The organism is Serratia sp. 2C06, from assembly GCF_050037615.1.
GTDB classification, from domain to species: Bacteria; Pseudomonadota; Gammaproteobacteria; order Enterobacterales; family Enterobacteriaceae; genus Serratia; species Serratia ureilytica.
This window is the reverse complement of the sequence record NZ_CP188299.1, coordinates 2,105,478-2,125,455: the sequence shown is the minus strand read 5'-3', so window position 1 is coordinate 2,125,455 and position 19,978 is coordinate 2,105,478. Positions and strand designations below refer to the sequence as shown.

At 62.3% G+C, this 19,978-nt stretch carries 19 protein-coding genes; 3 read left to right on the top strand and 16 right to left on the bottom strand.

Going from position 1 to position 19,978, the window contains the following annotated elements; all coding sequences use genetic code 11:
- Position 1: 1 nt before the first annotated feature.
- The 9 genes from ACP3TA_RS10505 to ACP3TA_RS10465 all read right to left on the bottom strand — a co-directional run bounded on the left by ACP3TA_RS10505 (position 2) and on the right by ACP3TA_RS10465 (position 9,803).
- A complete protein-coding gene (locus tag ACP3TA_RS10505; protein ID WP_164119893.1) occupies positions 2–793 on the bottom strand; it encodes an energy transducer TonB in 792 nt (263 codons plus the stop codon).
- Positions 794–795: 2 nt separating this feature from the next.
- Positions 796–2,127, bottom strand: a complete 1,332-nt coding sequence (locus tag ACP3TA_RS10500) for an HlyD family type I secretion periplasmic adaptor subunit (RefSeq protein ID WP_164119892.1) — start codon at positions 2,125–2,127, stop codon at positions 796–798.
- A complete protein-coding gene (locus ACP3TA_RS10495; protein ID WP_206196029.1) occupies positions 2,124–3,902 on the bottom strand; it encodes a type I secretion system permease/ATPase in 1,779 nt (592 codons plus the stop codon). The genes ACP3TA_RS10500 and ACP3TA_RS10495 overlap by 4 nt, the downstream gene beginning before the upstream one ends.
- A 72-nt stretch (positions 3,903–3,974) precedes the next feature.
- A complete protein-coding gene (locus ACP3TA_RS10490) occupies positions 3,975–4,541 on the bottom strand; it encodes a heme acquisition protein HasA (protein ID WP_033642038.1) in 567 nt (188 codons plus the stop codon).
- 78 nt (positions 4,542–4,619) lie between these two features.
- The gene (locus tag ACP3TA_RS10485) at positions 4,620–7,319 is read right to left on the bottom strand and encodes a TonB-dependent hemoglobin/transferrin/lactoferrin family receptor (protein ID WP_426784597.1); all 2,700 of its coding nucleotides are present in this window, start codon (positions 7,317–7,319) and stop codon (positions 4,620–4,622) included.
- A 157-nt stretch (positions 7,320–7,476) separates the two neighbouring features.
- The gene (locus ACP3TA_RS10480; RefSeq protein ID WP_101453489.1) at positions 7,477–8,430 is read right to left on the bottom strand and encodes a FecR family protein; all 954 of its coding nucleotides are present in this window, start codon (positions 8,428–8,430) and stop codon (positions 7,477–7,479) included.
- Positions 8,431–8,506: 76 nt separating this feature from the next.
- On the bottom strand, positions 8,507–9,007 hold the full coding sequence (locus ACP3TA_RS10475) for an RNA polymerase sigma factor (protein ID WP_047572476.1): 501 nt from the start codon (positions 9,005–9,007) through the stop codon (positions 8,507–8,509).
- A gap of 143 nt (positions 9,008–9,150) precedes the next feature.
- On the bottom strand, positions 9,151–9,351 hold the full coding sequence (locus ACP3TA_RS10470; protein ID WP_004940491.1) for a YaiA family protein: 201 nt from the start codon (positions 9,349–9,351) through the stop codon (positions 9,151–9,153).
- A gap of 47 nt (positions 9,352–9,398) precedes the next feature.
- Positions 9,399–9,803: a nuclear transport factor 2 family protein gene (locus tag ACP3TA_RS10465; protein ID WP_197775607.1), complete on the bottom strand. Its 405-nt coding sequence runs from the start codon at positions 9,801–9,803 to the stop codon at positions 9,399–9,401.
- Between the two features lie 96 nt (positions 9,804–9,899).
- Between ACP3TA_RS10465 and ACP3TA_RS10460 the strand changes: the two genes are divergently transcribed.
- The gene (locus ACP3TA_RS10460; protein WP_197775606.1) at positions 9,900–10,643 is read left to right on the top strand and encodes a helix-turn-helix domain-containing protein; all 744 of its coding nucleotides are present in this window, start codon (positions 9,900–9,902) and stop codon (positions 10,641–10,643) included.
- Positions 10,644–10,679: 36 nt separating this feature from the next.
- On the opposite strand, the gene aroL is transcribed toward ACP3TA_RS10460, so the two are convergent.
- The 4 genes from aroL to ACP3TA_RS10440 all read right to left on the bottom strand — a co-directional run bounded on the left by aroL (position 10,680) and on the right by ACP3TA_RS10440 (position 15,117).
- Positions 10,680–11,204: a shikimate kinase AroL gene (aroL, locus tag ACP3TA_RS10455; RefSeq protein ID WP_033637260.1), complete on the bottom strand. Its 525-nt coding sequence runs from the start codon at positions 11,202–11,204 to the stop codon at positions 10,680–10,682.
- A 109-nt stretch (positions 11,205–11,313) separates the two neighbouring features.
- Positions 11,314–11,832 (bottom strand): GNAT family N-acetyltransferase, encoded by a 519-nt coding sequence (locus tag ACP3TA_RS10450; RefSeq protein WP_206196030.1) that lies wholly within the window; start codon positions 11,830–11,832, stop codon positions 11,314–11,316.
- 53 nt (positions 11,833–11,885) lie between these two features.
- Complete coding sequence (locus ACP3TA_RS10445) at positions 11,886–14,009, bottom strand: TonB-dependent siderophore receptor (RefSeq protein ID WP_426784596.1); 2,124 nt, start codon at positions 14,007–14,009, stop codon at positions 11,886–11,888.
- Complete coding sequence (locus ACP3TA_RS10440; protein WP_046688335.1) at positions 14,002–15,117, bottom strand: ABC transporter substrate-binding protein; 1,116 nt, start codon at positions 15,115–15,117, stop codon at positions 14,002–14,004. Before ACP3TA_RS10440 ends, ACP3TA_RS10445 begins: the two co-directional genes overlap by 8 nt.
- Before the next feature lie 216 nt (positions 15,118–15,333).
- Here ACP3TA_RS10440 and ACP3TA_RS10435 point away from each other — a divergent pair, with 216 nt between their 5' ends.
- The gene (locus ACP3TA_RS10435; RefSeq protein WP_033642028.1) at positions 15,334–15,795 is read left to right on the top strand and encodes a GNAT family N-acetyltransferase; all 462 of its coding nucleotides are present in this window, start codon (positions 15,334–15,336) and stop codon (positions 15,793–15,795) included.
- Here ACP3TA_RS10435 and ACP3TA_RS10430 read toward each other — a convergent pair whose 3' ends face one another.
- Both ACP3TA_RS10430 and ACP3TA_RS10425 read right to left on the bottom strand, forming a co-directional pair.
- Positions 15,796–16,353: a class I SAM-dependent methyltransferase gene (locus tag ACP3TA_RS10430; protein ID WP_033642027.1), complete on the bottom strand. Its 558-nt coding sequence runs from the start codon at positions 16,351–16,353 to the stop codon at positions 15,796–15,798. It lies immediately after the preceding gene.
- Positions 16,354–16,593: 240 nt separating this feature from the next.
- Positions 16,594–16,878, bottom strand: coding sequence for a YdgH/BhsA/McbA-like domain containing protein (locus ACP3TA_RS10425; RefSeq protein WP_033634035.1), 285 nt, complete (start codon positions 16,876–16,878; stop codon positions 16,594–16,596).
- Between the two features lie 310 nt (positions 16,879–17,188).
- Between ACP3TA_RS10425 and ACP3TA_RS10420 the strand changes: the two genes are divergently transcribed.
- Positions 17,189–18,364 carry a low temperature requirement protein A gene (locus ACP3TA_RS10420; RefSeq protein ID WP_089196632.1) on the top strand — a complete coding sequence of 392 codons (1,176 nt, stop codon included), beginning with the start codon at positions 17,189–17,191 and terminating at the stop codon, positions 18,362–18,364.
- Positions 18,365–18,564: 200 nt separating this feature from the next.
- Here ACP3TA_RS10420 and ACP3TA_RS10415 read toward each other — a convergent pair whose 3' ends face one another.
- Positions 18,565–19,926: an esterase-like activity of phytase family protein gene (locus ACP3TA_RS10415; RefSeq protein ID WP_089191240.1), complete on the bottom strand. Its 1,362-nt coding sequence runs from the start codon at positions 19,924–19,926 to the stop codon at positions 18,565–18,567.
- Positions 19,927–19,978: the final 52 nt, after the last annotated feature.

Sequence of the window (19,978 nt, the reverse complement as noted above, 5' to 3'; positions counted from 1 at the left end):
GTCAAAAACCCGCGCCGCGCAAACTGAAATCGATCGGCAACGTCAATTCCACCGTGCCGTTGACGTAGGCATCCGCCGGCGGCGTGGGCAGCGGCGAAGCGCGTTTGACCAGCGCCTGGATTTCGCGATCCAGCGACGGCAGCCCGGCGCTGCTGACCAGCGTCACCGCCAGCACATGGCCCTGCCTGTCCAACGTGAAACGCACCTGCCCGACGCCCTGGCGCTTCAGCCGCAATGCGTCTTTGGGGTAACGTTTAAAGCGATTCAGGCGGCCGCTGATGCGGCTGCGCCAGTTGTCCTCCCCCGCCTGCGCATAGGGCGTCAGGCGAGTTTGCGGCGCGGCCGTTTTATCCGCCCGGCCCGGCGGCGGCGCACCGACGCTTTGCTCCTGAACCTTCGGCGGCGCGATCGTTCTCTCCTGCGGCGGCGTGCGGGGCGGCGGGTTTTTCTTCACCGGTTTGGGCGGTTTTTTCTGCTTCGGCGGTACGGCGATGTTCGGCCGCGCGGCTTCAGGCACTTTCAACGTCGGCAACGGCTCCGGGGGCGTCGGCGGTTCAACCTGAGGCGGAGGCGTCCTTTGCCCCGGCGGTTGTTTTACCTCAGCCGGAGCCTGCGGTGCGGCGGCCATCACTACCATGACCGCAGGCGGCGGCACCCACTGCGGCTCAGCCTTATCCCACCAGGGCCAGAACAACGCCACGCCCAGCAGATGCAGCGCCAGCACCAGCACCAGACAACGGCGCCAGGGCATGGCAGCGCCGGGTGCGGCGAAAGGCAGCGGCGAAACCGACATGCTCACTCTTCCGTCAAGGCCAGATGAAGGCGATCGGTCAGCGGTTTAAACAGGTAGTTCATCATCGAACGCTCGCCGGTGCGGATGAAGCCTTCAACCGGCATCCCCGGGCGGATTTCCAACCCGTTCAAACGTTGCAACCCTTCTTCGCTGACCTTGGCGCGCACGCTGTAATAGGGCGCGCCGCTTTTCTCGTCGGTCAGGCGATCGGCCCCGACCAGCGTCACTTCGCCCTCGACGCGCGGCGTGGTGCTTTGGTTAAACGCCGAGAACAACAGCTCGACCGGCAGCCCCACCTGCACCTTGTCGATCAACTCGACCGGGATACGCGCCTCCACCTGCAGCCCCCGATCGCTGGGCACGATCTCCATCAGCTGCTGACCGGCGCCGATCACGCCGCCTTCGGTGAACACGCTCAGCCCCACCACGGTGCCCGCCACCGGCGCTTTCACCTGCGTATGGCCCAGATCGGCCTCCGCCTTGGCCAGGCGGTTATCCAGTTCGTCCAGCTTCATCCGCACCTCGGCCAGCTGGCTGCTGACCTCTTTCTGATACTCTTCCCGCCTCTGGATCGCCCGCAGCTTCAGCTCCAGGATCTGGCGCCCCAGGCGGCCGATATTGCCGGTATCCTCGGATGCCTGGCCGTCAATCTGCGCATACTGTCCTTCCAGATCCAACAGCCGGTTGCGCGCCACATACCCCTGCGCCGCCAGCTTGCGCATGCCGCCCAGCTGCTCCTGCAACATGGCCTTTTGCCGCTGTTTGCTGGCGTAAGACTGCCGGATCCCCTCCAGCATCGCCTGCGATCCGGCGATGCTCTCCGCGATCGCCGCCAGCTCGCTCTGCAACGCCGCACGGCGGCTGGTGAACAGCTGCTGTTGCAACAGCATCAACGACATCACCTCCGGCTCCTCCCGCCGCGCTTGCAGCAATGCCGGGAAAGCGATCGCCTGCAGGCCGTCGCGCTCGGCCTGCAGCCGCGCCCGCTGCGCGGCGTTGCTCAACTGCTGGCTGCGCAGCGCATCGCGCTGGGTGCGGCTGTCGACGGTATCCATCAGCAGCAGCACCTGCCCGGCGTGAACCCGGTCGCCTTCATGCACCTGAATTTGCGACACCACGCCGCCGCTCGGGTGCTGTACCGCCTTGCGGTTACCGGCCACCACCACGCTGCCGGAGACCGGTACGCCTTTGTCCAGCGGCGCCAACAGCCCCCACAGCAGGAAACCGCCAAACCCCAACAGCACCAGCCAGCCGCCGAGCCGCAGATGGCGCCCTTCGTCGAACTGCCGGGAAAGGGCGTCGATATCGCCGGGGATCACACTCTGATTGCTCATACTTTTCGTTCACCGCTGGCCGTTTTGGCAAAGTTGGCGTAGTTGACGTTGAAGCCACCGCTGCTGCGGCCGACGTTGGCCGGTACGGCAGCGGGCGCAAAACCAGGCAACTTTTTCAGGATGGCGTCACTGGGGCCGAAGTGCTGCACCTGGCCAGCGGCCAGCACCAGCAATTTGTCGGTGGTCGCCAGGATCGCCGGTTTGTGAGTCACTAACACGATGGTGGTGCCGCGCGCCTTCAACGCTTCGATCGCCCGCTGCAGCGCCTCTTCCCCTTCACGATCGAGGTTGGCATTCGGTTCATCCAGCACTACCAACGCCGGAGAACCGTACAGCGCGCGCGCCAGCGCCACGCGCTGACGCTGGCCGCCGGACAGGCCGCTGCCGCCCTCACCCAGCTCAGTTTCATACCCTTTGGGCAAATGCAGGATCAATTGGTGCACGCCGGCCAGCGCGGCGGCGGTCACCACCTTCTCGGCGTCAACCTGGCCAAAGCGGGCGATGTTTTCCGTCAGGGTACCGGCGAACAGCTGGATATCCTGTGGCAAATAGCCGATATGCGGCCCCAGCTGCTGTTTATCCCACTGCCGGATATCCGCGCCGTCCAGCCGCACGTCGCCGCTGAGCGGCGTCAACGCGCCGACCAGTTGGCGCATCAGCAGCGTTTTGCCGGAGCCGGATGCGCCAATGACGCCCAGTACCTCACCGGCCTCCAGACGAAAACTGACGCCGTGCAATACCGGTGCGCTCCCGCCGGGCGCGCTGGCGGCCAGCTGATTCACGGTCAAGGTGCCATTGGGGGCCGGCAGCGGCAGGCTCGCCGCCTGCGGCGGGTTGGCGGCCAGCATCACCTCCAGCCGCTGCAGGGACTGGCGCGCCGACGACCACTGCTTCCAGGCGCCGATCAGCTGATCGATCGGCCCCAGCACCCTGCCGATCAGGATCGATCCGGCGATCATCATGCCCGGCGTAATGTCGCCGTTGACCGCCAGCAGCGCGCCGCAGCCCAACATCAGCGACTGCAGCGCCAGCCGCACGGTTTTCGACCAGGCGGTGACGGCGGCGATTTTCTCGCTGGCGCGGTTCTGCAACAGCAGGAACTGCTGATGCTGCCGCAGCCAACGCAGACGCAAGTCGGTCAGCATCCCCATGGCGGCAATGGCTTCGGCGTTGCGCAGGTTGCCGTTGGCCTGCTGCGTGGCGCTCAGCGCGACCCGGCCGGCCTCCGCGAGCGGCGCCTGCGACACCCGCTGGTTGAGCCAGGCCAGCAGCACCAGCACGATTACCCCGGCGCTGGCCAACGCGCCAAGCCAGGGGTGGAGCAGAAACACCACCAGCAGATAAACCGGGAACCAGGGCGCATCGAAGAACGCAAACAGCGCATTGCCGGTGGCGAACTGGCGCAGGTTGGTCAGATCGTTCAGCGCCTGTCCCGCCAGCGGGTTGCCGGTTTTCAGATTGGTTTCGAAGGCGGCGTCGTAGACCCGCTGATTCAGGCGCATATCCATCTGGGCGCTGAGGCGGATCACCACCTGACTGCGGACCCACTCCAGCAGCCCCATAAACAGGTAAAGGCCGACCACCATCAGGGTCAGCATCGCCAGCGTCATGCGGTTGCCCGACGGCAACACGCGATCGTAGACCTGCAGCATGTACAGCGCCGGGGCCAGCATCAGCAGGTTGATCACCGCGGTAAACAGCGCGATGCCCCAAAATCCGCGCCGGTATGCGGCCAGCACGCTCATCACTTCTCCGCGCCTGACGGCGTTTTTCATGGCGTTTTCCATCGGCTAAAAACGAGAAAATGCCCACCGGGGCGCGCGGCGCCGGCGGGCAAACGGCCGCGATCAGGCCGCCAGCAGTTCCGGGCTGTCGGCATGCTGCACGCCCACCGCCGTCGCCGCCGCCACCTGATCGAAGGTGGAATTGACGCTCAGGCCGTAGTCGTCGAGGATGCCGTTCAGCGCGGTTTCCAGCGCGCCGGTATCGCCGGACATCAGGCCGTACACCACCTGGTGCACCACGCCATCGTGGCCCTGCGCCTGCAGGCTGCTGAGGTTCAGGCCGCCGAAGCTGACGTCAGGCACCTGGATGTTGTACGGCGTGGAGCCGCCGCCGTTCAGGCCGTCGCCGAACGACAGCGAATCCAGCTGGCCGTACAGGGTGTGCGCCGGGGCATTGAACAAGGTGTAGGTCAGGTTGCCGCCCGCCACGAACGAGGTAACGTTGTTGGCGGTGCTGGTCACGGCGTATTGGCTGCCGGACAGGCTGCCGCCATAGAAGCCGCCGCTGTTGGAGTCGGTGACGTTACCGTTGGTGTGGTTGATATCGCCAAATGACGACGCCCACTCGTTCAGATAGTTATGGATGCTGTAGCTGCCGAAGCTGCTGTCATAGTTGACTGAAAATGCCATTTCTCTATCTCCATTGATGAATGGCGCCCCTTGCGAGGCCGCCCTTGTGCTCAAGAATGAGCAACGCCCTTTTACTGCTTAAAAACGGTATTCCACCCCGCCCTGCACGGTGCGGCCGCGCCCCAGCGTGTTGGCCAGCGTCTCGCCGTAGCTGACGACGTAGGCGCGGTTGGTCAGGTTCTCCACCGAGCCGCGCAGCGTCAGGCTGTCGGTCAGCTTGTAGCTGGCATACAGATCGAACAGGGTGTACTTCGGCCAGTCGGCCAGGTACGGGTAGTTGGACGGCACCGAACTGTCCTGATAGCCCGGCGCGAAGCGCACGGTCACCCCGGCGTCCAGCTTGCGATCGAAAGCGCGGCCGCCCAGCGTGACCGAGCCGCGATCGCCCGGCAGATAGGCGGCAGTGCCGAACTGCGAGCCCCCGTCGCACGTGACGGCATCATTGGACGCGGCATCCGGTTCAACATAGAAGTTGCCGCGGCGCGAACCGTCGCCATAGCGCAGGCGTCCTCCCAGCCAGGCTTTGTTCGAGCAGAACTCGTTTTTGCCGATCATGTGGGTGTAGGTCAGATCGGCGTAGAACACCCCGGCGTCATAGTTGAGCTGGTACTCCAGCCCGCGGAAGCGGGTTTTCGACAGGTTGTTGACGTAAGCGGCATTGCCGATGCTCGGCTGCACCAGCCCCGGTTTATTGCGGTCTATCGCCAGGTTGATGTAGTTATCCACTTTGGTGTCGAAGTAGGCCACCTTGGCCACCAGCCGATCGCCCTCAAACCACAGATCCGGCTGCTGCACGTTGAACCCGACTTCCCAGGCGCGCGAGCGCTCGGGCTGCAGAAACGGGTTGGGGTATTGCGTGGAGGAGCCGTGCGCACTGCCGTTGGTCAGCGTTTCGGTGATCGCCGGCGGCCGCCAGGATTTGCCGTAGGTGGAATACAGCTCCAGCCACTCCACGCCGGGACGCACCGCCACCGCCAGCGTCGGCGACAGCTTGCCCTGATCGCGATCCACGTCCCAATCTTCGCGGGTGGTGGTTGAACAGCCGGTCAGACGCAGCGCTTTGCAAGGATTGTCAATCGTGTAGCGTTGCCCATCCTTGCCCAAATCCGGATAGCTCAGGCCGGTCTGGCCGCGCAGGCGATAGCGGTCGTAACGCAGCCCGCCCTCCAACGTCAGCCAGCCGTCGTAGTCGTAGGTCAGGTTGGCGAACAGGCTGGCGACCGAACGGTTGCCGGCCGGCGTCACCCCTTCCATGCCCTGACGAGAAGAGTCGCTGGTCGCCTTGTCGTAATAGAACTCCAACCCGTAGTTGGCGCGGAAGTCATGCCCCGGCGCCAGGCTGAAGCGCGAGGTGTTTTGCGCCTGCGCGCCATAGGTACGCAGCCGGGTACGCGTCGCGTAGCCGTTGTCCAGCAGCGAGCTGGTGCTGTAGGTGTCGCTGTCGTCCTGAGTATCGACGTAATACAGCTTGGCCTGAAAATCGAGCCAGTCGACGCCTTCCGGCGCCAGGCTGTAATCAAACGCCGCGTTGCGCGCCATCACGTCGCTGTAACCGGTGCGCTTCCAGCCCAGTTCATAGGGTGGGCGAGTGCCCAGGTTGGTCAGCGTGCCGGCGATCGGCGACGCAGTCTGGGTCTGCAGATAGCTCAGCTGCAGGCGCTGATTGGCGGGCAGATTCCAGCCCACCTTGGCCAGCCGCGAGTGCATGCGGTAATTTGTGTCGGGGATTTTGTTGTTCTTGATGCTCTCGGCGTAGCGATCGTAATTGCCGGTGTCATTATTGATACGAATGTTACCGATATCGCCCTTGTTGCCGGGCCAATAGTCGCCGAGGTGGCGTTCGCTGGCGGCCAGCAGGATATCGCCGGTTTCGTTGCCCAATGCCAGTATGCTGCTGCCGATGAAGTGGGTGCCGTTATCGCCGGTGCTGGCGTGCAGCTTGCCGCCCAGCTCTTTGCCCGGCGCCAGGAAATCGCTCGCGCTGACGGTATTGAAGGTGGCGATGCCGCCGAGCGTGCCGGCGCTGCCCATGCCGCCGGTGGTGCCCTTGTCGATGGTCACGCCGGACAGCAGTTCGGAATCGATGTACATGGTGCCATTACGCTGGCCATGGCCGCTCTTTTGAAAATTCTGCCGCATGCCGTCGATGTTCATGTTCACCCGGCCATAGTCTTGTATGCCGCGGATGTTGACCGACAGCGCCGGATCTTGCTGGCTGACGCTGGAATAGGCCCCCGTAGTCTGCTCCAGAATATCGGCCGCGTGCCGCGCCGGGCGGTTGTCCATCTGTTCGCGGCTGATGACGCTGACCGAGCGCGGTTCGTCGTAAACCCAATCGTTGGCGTTGATGCCGCCGGCGCCCAGCACCGTCAGGCTGTCCAGCGCCAGCGCGCCACCGTCGCCGTTTGCCGCTGGCAACCGGCTCAATACGATCTGCCCCTGCGGCTGCAGGCGGAAAGCCACCGGATTGTTGCCAATCAAGCGCCGCAGGCCCTGTTCAACGCTCATGCTGCCGTTCAGCGCCGCCGCCTGCATGCCGTCGAGCTTCACCTCGTCGAAAAATACCTGCATATCGGCCTGCTCGGCGAAGCGCAACATGGCGCTCTGCAGCGGCTGCGCCGCAATGTTGAAATTCTTTTGCTGTGCGGCCTGCGCGCTGCTCGCATCAGCCTGGGCGGCGAGCGCTACCGCCGGCTGAGTCAGCATCATCGCCGCCAGCGCGGCGCGTACCGCCGTGGCCAATCGGCCGGCCGGCGTGGTTCCCTTGTGAATAAACATGCGTGTGTGTTCCACCCGAAAGAATGCCAAACTAAGTGATAATGGAAATCAATCTCGTTTAAACATAAGGACGTTCCGGGAGGCAAAAACCCGTAAAGATTTTTTACAGAAAGTGAAAATAGCGGCGAAACGGGCATCCCGGCCCGCCTTTAGCCGCTCAGTAAAGCAATGTGATGCCGGGGAGATTCAGTTGGCGGGCGGAGAGTTCCTGACGAATGGCGCCGACGCCGTCGTCGAGTTTATTGAGCGCGAACACGCCGCTCACCGTGCGCGCTCTTAGCGCGGGATTGACCGCCACGATGCGGGTTTCGCGATAGCGATTGAGCTGCGCGAGCGCCTGCGTCAGCGGTTGGCGGTCGATCACCAGCCAGCCGCGCCGCCAGGCGTCATCGCCGGCCGTTTGCCTCGTCAGCCACAGCAGGCCGCTGCGGTAATGCGCCGCCTGACGTTGCGCGACCACCAGCGAGCGCTCGCCGCGCTCGAGCGTCACCCGCACGCTGTGCTGATGCACGCTGACGTCTACGCCCTGCCCGGTGCGCGCCACGCTGAACTCGGTGCCCAGCGCCTGCGTAACGCCGTTTTCCGCCTCCACCCTGAACGGGCGACGTTCCGACCCGCCCAGCGGCGCGACGATAAAATAGGCGGTACCGCGCAGCAGCCGCACCTTGCGCTCGTCTGCAGAATACGCCAGCGCGATCGCGCTGCCGCTGTCCAGCGCCACCCGGCTGCCGTCCGGTAGCGCGACTTCGCGCACCTCGCCGCGAACGGTTTGATAATCCGCCTGCAGGCCGCTCCACAGATCCGGCCCGCGATAAACGCCGAAGGAAACGGCGATCGCCACCGCAGCCGCCACCGCCCAGCGGGGCCATCGATGGCGAGAGGGCGTTTTCAGCGCCGCCACCTGCGGCTGTAGCGCCTGCCGCTGCTCTGGCGGCAGCTGCCCCAGCGTCGCCCAAAGCAGGCGAGCCTGACGCAGCGCCGCCGGATGCTGCGGATCATCGGCCAGCCAGGCGTCCAGCGCTTGCCGCCGATCGGCTGGCAGCGTCTCTTCGGCCAGGCGCACGGCCCAGGCGGCCGCCTGCTGTCGCGCCTGTGCGGTTAGCGGTTTCATAATGGCATAGACCTCTGTTTTTTCTGGTTATAGGTTAAGACGTCTGAGGGCGGATAAACCCGTAAAAAAATTGCCATTATTGTTCTTCCATCCGCGCCATCAGTTGCTCCAGCGCGCTGGCCAGGTGTTTTTCCACCGTGCTGAGCGACACCCCCAGCTGCGCCGCCACCTGCGCCTGGGTCAGCCCGTCGAGCCGGTTAAGGCGGAAAATCTGCTGCGTGCGCGGCGGCATGCCCGCCAGCGCCTGCTGCAACAGCTGCAACAGTTGGCTATCGATCGCCAGTTGTTCAAGCGCCGGTTCACCGGAGGGATACTGTGCCAGAATGTCGTCTTCGACCGCTTCGGTCTGCCGCCGCTGCTGCTGGCGCAGATGGTCGAGCATCAGATTCTTGGCGGTTTTATACAGGTAAGCCTCGATATCGAGAATGTTACCCTGCGGATACTGCTCGGTAAGACGGGTAAAACTTTCCTGCGCCAAATCCGCGGCCAGCTGAGGGTCGCGCAGTTTGGCATTCAAATAGGCTTGCAGCGGCCGCATGTGGCGCAGAAATAGCGCCTGCAACTCGGAATTGGACATCTCTTTTCCCAGAAGTGAAACACCCAATAGGGGCGATAAAAATCACATAAATGATTATCATTATCAATATTGTTCTGGGAAATATGTGCTAAGGCGGGAATAACAGGAAACCGGCCTGACGCCGGTTTCCGCTGGGCTGCAGGTCAGAGCTCTAACGCCTCGTCCTCATAGCGGTGCTTGGCGTCGAGCGCTTCCTGCTCGGTTTCATGTTCACTGAGCAACGTATTCGGCTCAATGTCGTCGGTGCGCACCTCAAAACGGCGCAGATGCAGGTTCGGGTCGCCTCGAAACACCTCTACGACGCGGGCGCTTCGTGGATAAGCAGGTTGGTCATTTTCGCGCATGCCGTTCTCCCGTGTGTTTCACACAGTAGCAAGTATAGCAGCCGCCCTCATTCCGGCACGCGCGAGCCGAGATCGCGATCGCCGGGGGCGCCCGTCAACAGCTCGGTCAGTTCGTCGCAGGCGCAAATGCGCCCTTCACGCACGGTGAAGTGCGCCAGCACCCGCACGCGGCTGCGGGAACCGTCGCGCTTTTCCACCTCGACCAGATGGTGGGTCAGCACCGCCTCGCCCTGCTCCGCCGCCGCGATCACGCTCAGCGTCATGCGGCGGGTTTGCCGCTTCAGCAGCGCCATATGCTGCTCAAACTGCTCGAAGTTCAGCACCTTGCCATCCACCTGCTGGCGGTAGCCTGCGCTGAAACGGGCGGCGAGCTGCGTCGGCCGATGCTCCGGGCTGGCGATCACCTGCTGCAGCGTATCGAGCACCAGGTTCAGCGGGGTAAGTTGAGTCATCACGTTTCTCCGAAATGGGGGGAATGGCGATCCTATCCCGGCCAGGCGATGGCATAATAACCGCACTAAGACTTTCAATAACGTTAAACGGCCAACATGACGCAGATCCGCAGCCAACGCCTTCAGCATGAAAAAAAACACCTGACGCCCTGGCACCGACACGAAGGCGGCCAGATCTATCTCTTGACGCGCGGCATGCTGGCAATGGAACTCCCGGGCCGGCAATGGGCGATCACCGGCGGTACGCTGGGCTGGCTGCCGCCGGGATGCGCCCATCAGGCGCTGGCCTGCGGCGACGTGGCGGGCTGGAGTTTGTATCTGCCGGTGGAAAGCGTGCCGGAGATGCCGCCGCAGCCGCAGCTGTTCACGGCCTCTGCGCTGTTGCAGGCCCTGGTGGAGCGCATCGCGCAGTTCCCCGCCGGCCCGCTGAGTGCGCCGCAACGGCGGCTACTGCAGGTGCTGCTGGACGAAATGCATGCGGCAAGCCGCGCGCCGTTGCAATTGCCGCTGCCGCAGGACGCCCGGTTGCTGAACATCGCCCGGGCGCTGCTGAACGATCCCGCCAGCCTGCGCAGCCAGCGCGACTGGGCCGCCTGGGCCGGGCTCAGCCCGCGCACCCTGAGCCGCCGCTTTCAGCAGGAAACCGGCATCAGCTTTGCGCTGTGGCGCCAGCAGGCGCGGGTATTGCGTTCACTGGAGGGATTATCACGCGGCGCAGCGGTCGGCGAGGTGGCCGACGCCTGTGGCTATGACAACGTCAGCGCCTATATCGCCGCCTTTCGCCGCCGCTTCGGCATCACGCCCGGGGCGTACTTTGCGCCGGCTCGGCAAACGGAATAGGAAAACGGGCGCCCAGCGCCCGACGAGAAGAAAGGGTTACTTCACCGTCTCACGCGGCAGCACCGCGAGGATTTGTTCCACCACCCGCTGTGGATCGGCGGCGCCGTCTATCACGTAATGCGCGGCGTCCTGATACAGCGCTTCGCGCGCCGCCAGCACCTCGAGCATCTCTTCGGCGATCGGCCTGCCGGTGAGCGTCGGGCGCTGCGCATCTTCCGGGTACTCTTCCAACCGCTGCGCCAACACGCTGGCCGGCGCGCGCAGGTAGATAACGGTGCCATGCTGGCGCATAAACTGACGATTCTCTTCCGCCAGGATCGCACCGCCGCCGGTGGCAACTATAGTTGACGGCTTGGTCACGGTTTGCAACGCGATGGTCTCGCGGCGGCGGAACCCCAGCCAGCCCTCGCGCTCGACCATTTCCGCCACGCTCATCTGCGCCGCCTGCTGCATAAACAGATCGGTATCGACGAACTGATAGCCCAACGCCAGCGCCAATGCGCTGCCTACCGTCGTCTTGCCGGCTCCGCGAGCGCCTATCATGAACAGGGTTTGTGTCATTACGGGTTGTCCCTTATGCGGTGACTTGAGTGCATTGCATACCAAAATACCGAGCGGGTGCGATGGCGTGGTGGCAGCATCATACCCTGCCCGCTCTGTATTTCAATATTTACGATAGTGTAAATTCCATGGCACAGCGACTGCCAGCGGCAAAGCCGTGCGCCAGATCCTCATCCAGATGCCGCCGCAAGGCGGCCGTGAGCCGCGCGTCGTCGAGCGGCCGGAACCCCAGCCGCCGGTAATAAGGCGCATTCCACGGCACGCCAATGAAGGTGGTGAGCGTCAGGCGAGCGGCGCCCTGGCGTTTGGCTTCTTCCGCCACCGCCCCGATCAGGCGGCGGCCGACGCCCTGCCGTTGCCAGGCGCCGGCGACCGACAATTCGGCGATATGCCAGTCTTCCCCCTGAGCCTGCACGGCGATAAAACCGGCGCACTCGCCGTTGTCGCTTTCGGCCAGCCATTCACGGCGTTCGGCGATAAACGCGGCGTGCTGTTGCGGGCTCATCACCTCGCCTTCGGCGATAAAGCGCCACGCCGGCTGCTGGCGAAACAGCTGCGCCGCCGAGCGTTCAACCGCCATCAGATGCGCGATATCCCGCTGCTGCGCCAAACGAATTTGCAGGCTCATGGGTTCTCCTTAACGTTGGGGCGGTTATTTAAGCAAATTTCACCGCCCGCGGCTCAGAAATCGATACTGCCGCGCAGCACCACCTCACGCGGTTCCCCCACCGCCACGCGCAAATTGCCGCCGCTGGACGGGTAATAGGTTTTATCGAACAGGTTCTTCACGTTCAGCTGCCATTTCACCCGATAGCCGTTGATCGGCATGGTGTAAGCGGCGAACGCATCGGCAACGGTGTAATTATCCAGATTGAAGCTGTTGGCGGCATCGCCCGGGCGGCGGCCCACGTAGCGCGCACCGGCGCCGATACGCATCTCATCGCCGCTGTACAGGCCGGGGCTGCCCAGGTTCTGGGTCAGGAACAGCGAGGCGGTATGGCGCGCCACGTTGGTCATCTCTTTGCCCTTGTTGTCCGGATCGTCCACCACGCGCGCGTCGGTATACGCATAGGAACCGATCAGGCTCAGCGAGTCGGTGAGGTTACCGGCCACGTCCAGCTCCACGCCCTGCGAACGCACGCGCCCGGCGGTGCGCGTCACGGTTTCGCCCTCCACCAGCTCATTGACCATGACGTTGCGCTTGGTGATGTCGAACAGCGCCAGCGTGCCGGTGACGCCGTTCGGCAGCGCCAGCTTGCCGCCGACTTCCCACGACTTGCCCTGTTCCGGCGGCAGCGAACCAATTTGGGTGGCGATGGAGGAGTTAGGCTTGAACGACTCGGTATAGCTGCTGTACAGCGACACGTAAGGCGTCAGCTTGTACACCACCCCGGCGCGCGGCACCAGCTTGCCGTCCGAGCTGTCGGTATTGGTCTGGAACGGCCGCCCCTTGCCGGCATAGACGTCGAAAGCGTCGTAGCGCAGCCCGCCCATCACCAGCCATTTATCGGTCAGTTGGATGGAATCCTGCATAAACCAGCCGTAGCTGGTGAGATTTTCCCGCTGATCGCTGTCTTTGGCGCTGACCGCGGTCGACGGCGGCATCAGGCCGTATACCGGATGATAGATATTGAAATCGCTGTTCTTTTTGCCGCGGATCATGTCGCCGCGGTAGGTGCGGTTATCTTCAAAATCGAAGCCGAACAGCATCTGGTGGTTGATGCGCCCCCAGTCCACGTCGCCATTGAGCGTCAACTGTACCGCGTTGGCGTGGCTGACGGCATGGGCGGTCGAGTCGGCCTGGCGAGTCAACACGCCGGTCACCGGATTCAGCGCCGTGGCGCGCGCCTGGTTGTCGCTGTAGCTGTTGCGGCTGTAGGCGTAGGTCAGTGAGCTTTTCCAGCGCTCATTGAGCGTTTGATCGATCTGCAGGGTAATGCTGTCCTGATCGCCGCGGGTGGCGTTATAGGCTTCGTCGAAACGGCGATCGCGCGGCGTATTCACCGGTTTGCCGGTGCGCGAATCGATAATGGTGCCGCGATCGAACGGCACCCGATATTCCATATGTTCATAGGCCAGCCGCACGGTGGTGTTCTCGCCGTACCACATCAACGAGGGCGCGATCACCGTCTGGCGGTTGCGGCCGAAGTTGCGCCAGTAGTCAGTTTCATCGTGATCGACGATCATGCGATAGGCGAACCCCGACGTGCCGAGCGGCCCGGTGACGTCGAGCTGGCCGCCGCCGCCGTTGAAGCTGCTGCCCCAGCCTTCCACATGAGTGCGCTGCTGCAGCTGGGGTTTTTTGGTGATCATGTTGATCATGCCGCCCGGTTCCCCCATGCCGTACAGCATCGAAGCCGGCCCCTTGAGCACCTCTACCCGCTCGGTGGTCGGCGTGAAGTTGCACGCCTGCACCGAGCGCACGCCGTCGCGCAGAATGGAGCCGTCGCGGTTGTCGCCGAAACCGCGTTTCATTACCGCGTCCTGGGTGCCACCCAGCGTGTTGGCCTGGGTAATGCCGCTGACGTTGTACAGCGCTTCATCCAGGCTGCTGACCGCCTGATCGGCAATCACCTGCTGCGGCACCACGTCGATCGCCTGCGGCACGTTCAGCAGGTTGGTTTCGCTGCGGGTGCCGGTGACGCTGGTCAACGGCTGATAGCTCTGCACGCCGTCGGCGTCTTTGCGGCCGATCACCACCAGGCTTTCTTCCTGCGACGCGGTTTTTTCCGCCGCCCACGTCGGCGATGTCGCGCAGGCCGCCAACGGCAATGCGCACCACCAGCCGCGTTTGTTGTTATTCATTATCTAACTGACTCCAATAGGTCCCTGAAAAAGGTAACGGCAAAAACTGCTGATAAAGCTGTTGGAAGGTCTGCTGCGGGTTGATGTCGGCGAACAGATCCGGGTAAAACGCTTTGGCGAACACCTCGACCAGCACCACGTGGTACGGGCTGAGGTAAAAGTTGTGCCAGACGCTCCAGGCGCGGTGGTTTTTCACCGCCTGCAGGTTGGTCAGCATCGGCTGTTTGGCGATCAGCCGGCGGAAGCTGTCAGCGGCCTCTTGGCGGCTGACCTGTGGCCCGAGGCGCAGATCGGACAGCCGTTTGCCCTGCGGCCCGGCCATGCCGGTGGCGAGGTACACGTCGGGATTGGCGCTCAGAATGGTTTCCGGGTTCAGCTCGCCATACACCCCTTTGACGCTGGCGTTGGCGATGTTGTCGCCGCCGGCGAAGGTCAGCAGATCGCCGAGGTTGCCGTGCGCGGCGGTGGTGCAACAGGTGTCGCGCCGCCCCAGATGCAGGTGCAGCATCACTTTGGGCTTCGGCCCCTGATAGCCCGCCAGGCGCTGCTGAATCACAGCCATATGCTGCTGATAAAACTGGATGAACTGCTCGGCGCGCTGCCGGCGATTGAGCACGTCGCCCAGCAGCCGCACGCTCGGCACGGTGTTGTTCAGCAGATCGATGCGCAGATCGACGTAGATCACCGCCACGCCGGCCTTGTTCAACGCAGAAACCAACCGATCGTTGTCGCCGTCTTCACGCGCATAGCGCGCCAGGATCACCAGATCCGGTTTCAGCTGCAGCAGGCTTTCGACATTGACCTGGCGAAAGTTATTGCCGCTGATGACGGGGATCTGGGCTATCTGCGGAAACTGCTGCGTATAAAGCTGCCAGCTTTGCGCATCGAAACGCGCCAGATCCGCCGGCCAGCCGACGATGCGCTGCGCCGGGTTGCCCGGCTCCAGCAGCGCCAGCGTATACAACATGCGGCTCTCCCCCACCACGATGCGCTGCGGATTGTCCGGCACCACAACCTGACGGCCGGTGATATCGGTCACCGTCTTCGCCTGGGCGGAGAACACGCCGAACCACAGAGAAAGCAGCAGTAAAATGAGGAAATTGCGCATGATTGAGCCGAAAGGGGGAAATAATGTGCGCATGATAATCACTCTCATTAGCACTTGCAATCCCGCGCCGCCATTGCCAAAAGAAATCCGGGAAACGGCGCCGGGCGTGCGGCAAACACGGCGAAACCGCTAAAATAACGGCTTTAAAAAGTTAAAAAAATGGCGGGGAAATCGGTTAAATAGAACGGGGAAACAGCTAAAAACCGGGAGACCTCCATGACTCAACGCATCATTCCGCTGTCGGATTGCCCGCAGTTTGCCGATGTGTGCGCCGCCTGGGCATTCGGCCAGTGGGGTTCACAGCGCGGCGGCTCGCTGGAGCGCACCCAGCTGCGTTTCGCCCAATGCAGCCGACCGGGCGACGACCACCTGACGCTGATGATGATCGACGGCGATCGTCCGGTGGGCATGGCCAGCCTGTGGCCCAGCGACGACCATCAGCGCCAGGATCTCACCCCGTGGCTGGCCGGCGTCTTCGTGCATCCCGATCACCGCCGCAAGGGCATCGCCCGCCGTCTTGAAATGGCCATCGTCGAGGCGGCGCGGCAGCGCCATCACTCGGTTCTGCATCTCATTACCGACAAATCGGAAGCGCTGTACGCCGGCTGGGGTTGGCAACCTCTGGAGCGCCGGCGGCAGCATGACGAAGAGGTGGTGGTGATGGAGAAAAAACTGTAGCTAACGCGGCGTACAGACATACACCAGCGCCGGCGGGAAGTTGCGCACCACCCGCAGGCGCTTCCAGTGAAAATAGCGCGACAGCAATTTTTCCGACAGGTGGCTGTATTGGAACAGCACCAGCGTGCCGTTGCGCGCCAGCAACCGTTGCCGGGCCTGCTGAAGAATGCGCACGCTGATCCTGACCGGGATCGACAGCAGCGGCAGGCAGGAAAACACCACGTCGTAATCCGTGGCCATCCGGGTCGCCGAATGGCCCATCACCTGCAGCCGCCGATCGTCAATCCCGCGCAGCCGATGCACGAAATGGGGTTGGATCTCGAAGGCCTCCAGCGCCGCATCGGCGCGCATCCGCCCCAGAATGCGTTTGGTCAGCACGCCGTCCGCCGCGCCCAGTTCCGCGATCGACAGCGCCCGGGTCCATTCAACCTGATTCAGCATCGCCTGACACAGCCACGGGGAAGAAGGCGCCAGCGTACCGACGGTGCGCGGTGAAGCCATAAATTGCTGCAGGTAAGCGAAGTGATTCATCAGTTGCAGTCGGGTCGCATTTAACATTGAGGCCTCCTTGGGTTAAGCCCTCAATGTGAGCCGAATTTCTTAAGTAATCATTAACATGATTCCGAAAGCGGCGGACACAGTTGTAATAAAATGCAACCTTGTCAGCGGCGCGCAAAGAAAAACGGTCGCAATAATGATCTGAGAATAAGCGGTTTATGCGCCGACCGTTCAGATAATTATTGCGACCGTTTATTTTTTTGGCCACGTTGCCGCGGCCAGAGGGTAAAAAGCTAACGCTTAGCGATAAATTTCCGCATTGCCGCGCCAGTTGCTGGAGTCCCCGGGGGTGTCCAGACCGATAATGCGATAATGACTGGCGCCGTCCGCCGCGGCTTTTTCTTTCAGGGCGGTGATGGCGTCATGCGGTGAGCCGCTAACGCCGGAAACCGACACGACGCCGAGGCTTTGCAGATTGGCGGCCTGCTCGCTGTTGACCTGTTTTACCGACGACAGCGGCGCGGCGAAAGTGGAAAATGAAGCGGCGGCGATCAATACGGCTGCGATGCTTGGGATAAGTTTCATGATTGACTCCAGGTGTTCTTGTTTATTCGCTCGTTGTCAGTGATGTTAATTATCCGCTAGCCAATGAAAACGGACGTCATGCAACGTAAAGAACATCAATCATTGTGAGGAGAATAAGGAGGAAGTGAGAGCGGGTGTGTATTTTCAGGCGAGAATGACTTTATAGGCTTCACCTTACCCCTATTTGATGAACAATTAAAGACGGCGCGCGATAAAGAATTCGCACCGCGTCTATTTAAGATTTTTTACCCGCCGGAGCGCGCTGAGCTACGCTGAATTTTGTGGCTTACCCTTTTAAGGAAGAACGCTTATGTCGCAAAACCTGCTGCGCGTGCGTGACGGTCAGGGCGCGTCGGTCTCATTTTCCGAGCTGCTGTTCGATCTGATCTACGTTTTCGCCGTGACCCAACTTTCCCACTATCTGTTGCATCACCTGACGCTGACCGGCGCGCTGGAAACCCTGCTGCTGTGGTTCGCCGTCTGGCTGGCCTGGCAATACACCGCCTGGGTCACCAACTGGTTCAATCCGGATACCCGCCAGATCCGCCTGTTGCTGTTCGCGATCATGCTGCTGGGGCTGTTCGCCGCCGCCGCGTTGCCGCAGGCGTTTGGCGAACGCGGTCTGATCTTCGCCCTGTTCTACGTCGCCATTCAGGTCGGGCGCTCCGCCACGGTATTGCGCCTGCTGGCGCCCGATCATCCGTTAAAACATAACTTTCGCCGCATTCTCGGCTGGCTGTGCATCTCCGCCGTCTTCTGGATCGCCGGCGGGCTGGCGGAAGGCCATGCTCGCCTGGCGCTGTGGGCGATCGCCGTCTTGTGCGAATACGTCTCGCCGATGTTCGGTTTTCGCCTGCCGGTGCTGGGGCGCTCGGACAGCAGCAGCGAATGGACCATCGAAGGCCACCATCTGGCGGAGCGCTGCCAGCTGTTCGTGATCGTGGCGCTGGGGGAAACCATTCTGATCACCGGCGCCACCCTGAGCGAAATGGAAAGCTGGAGCCTGCCGGTGCTCATCGCTTCGCTGGTGGCCTTTCTCGGCAGCCTGGCGATGTGGTGGGTTTACTTCGACACCAGCAGCAAAGCCGGCAGCCACGCCATCAGCCAGGCGGAAAATCCCGGCCAGCTGGGCGCTTATTTCCATTATGTGCACGTCGCGCTGGTGGGGGCGATCATCGTCTGCGCCGTGGCCAACGAGCTGGTGATCGCCCATCCCGACGGCCGCATCCAACACGCCACGGCGGCGGTGCTGCTGCTCGGCCCGGCAATTTACCTGTTCGCCAACGCGCTGTACAAACGGCTGGTGTATCGCCGCTTCCCGCTGTCGCATCTGGTCGGGCTGCTGGCGCTGGGGGTATTGGCCCCGATCGCCTATTTAACCGACCTGCTGATGGTCAATGGCCTGACGACGCTGATCATGGTGGTGGTGGCGGCGTGGGAGAGCATCTCGCGCGGCAAAGCGCCACAGCGGCACGCGCAAGCCTGAATCAAACGGGGGCGCAATCGCCCCCGCTGTGAGATTGATGACAAACCTCATGCCATTACCGGGTTTGCAGAGAGCAGTGGATAAAAAACAAGGAAAATCAATTTATTGATTTTCGGCTGATGGCCACAAAGGAGGAAAAACCCATGTTTTTTCCTCCTTTGTCAGCGGTCTGACGGGGGCGCAATCGCCCCCGATGTCGGTCACTTCAAGGATTGCGGCAAGGTGAGCACCCAGAGCTCACTCAGCGATTCCGGCTGCTCCAGAGGGCGCAATTCGATGCGGGCGTCGGTTTTGTCACCGTCGAGGCTCAACCGCCCTCCTTTCTCCAGCTGATAGTCGCCGATTTTCTTGCTCTTTGGCGACGCCTCCACCAGCGTGGCCTGCAAGCCGAAATCGTTGTCATTGATCACCGCCAACGTGCGATCGTCGATCAGCGCCAACCCTTCCGCTTTCTCCTGGCGCCAGCCCAACTGACGCAGATCCGCCACTTCCCGTTTCTGCGCCAGCTTCACGCCGCGTTTAGCCAGATCTTTCGCATCGTCGAACTCCAGCGCTTTACCCTGGCCGTCAAACGCGCTCAGATCGCTGGCCTGCGCGAGATCCACCAGATAGATCTTGTTGATCATCGACTTATCTTTACCGGTTCCCTGTTCAATCAACAGGATGCGCTGGTTGTCCAACGCCACGACATCGCCAATTTTGGCGTCTTTGGCTTTTTTATAGCTGTCGATATCGATGGGATAGCCGTACATGGCGGTTTTGCCACTGCGCGGATCGAAGCTCACCAGCCGGGTAAACTGCGCCTTGTTTTTGCTTTTGCCATCGACATCCAGCGTGCTCTGCACCGCCGCCAGAATTCGCCCGTCCGGCATCCGGGTCAATCCTTCAAAACCGCGGTTGGGCTGACGCCATTTCAGGATGTTCGGCAAACCGCCCGCCACCGCTTGTTCGCCGGCCTGCGGCGTTGGGCCATATTTGGCGAGGATTTTACCTTTGCCGTCGATATGGATCAGAAACGGGCCGTACTCATCACACAGCCAATAGCCGCCGTTGCCGTCACCGGTCACCCCTTCGGTATCCAACCCGCGGCGATCGCCGGACAGCGGCTGCAACGCGTCGTTCAACGCCACTTCGTTTGTAGAACCAATCAGCTCGCCCGGCAACGGCAGCCCGCCGATCGGCCCTTTTTCGTCGTGCAAGGGCCGCGCATTCTCGGCTACGGCCTTGCCGCCGCCGATACGAATGTCCATCAACAGAGGCGTGAATTGCGGATTGGCGAAAATCTTGGCCTCTTGCTTGCCTACCGCCGGGGCATCGGCATTCGGGCCGCGATCGGTCAGCGTCGTCAGCACCAAATCGTCGCCCTGCTTCTTGTTGAACATCAATCCGGAGCCGATCCCTACCGGCAATCCCTGTGGGAAATGCTTGGCAAACGCCCCCTGATAGGCGACGCGTTCCCCGCCGGGGAAGCCGACCACATAACGCGCCACCTCAATGTCGGCAGCGTGAGCCAATACCGGAAACAGTGAAGCCAACAGCAGGGAGAGCGATTTTATTTTCATATTTTTACCCGAGGTCAAATGAAGCGTTGTCAGGCAGAAGACGATATTAATT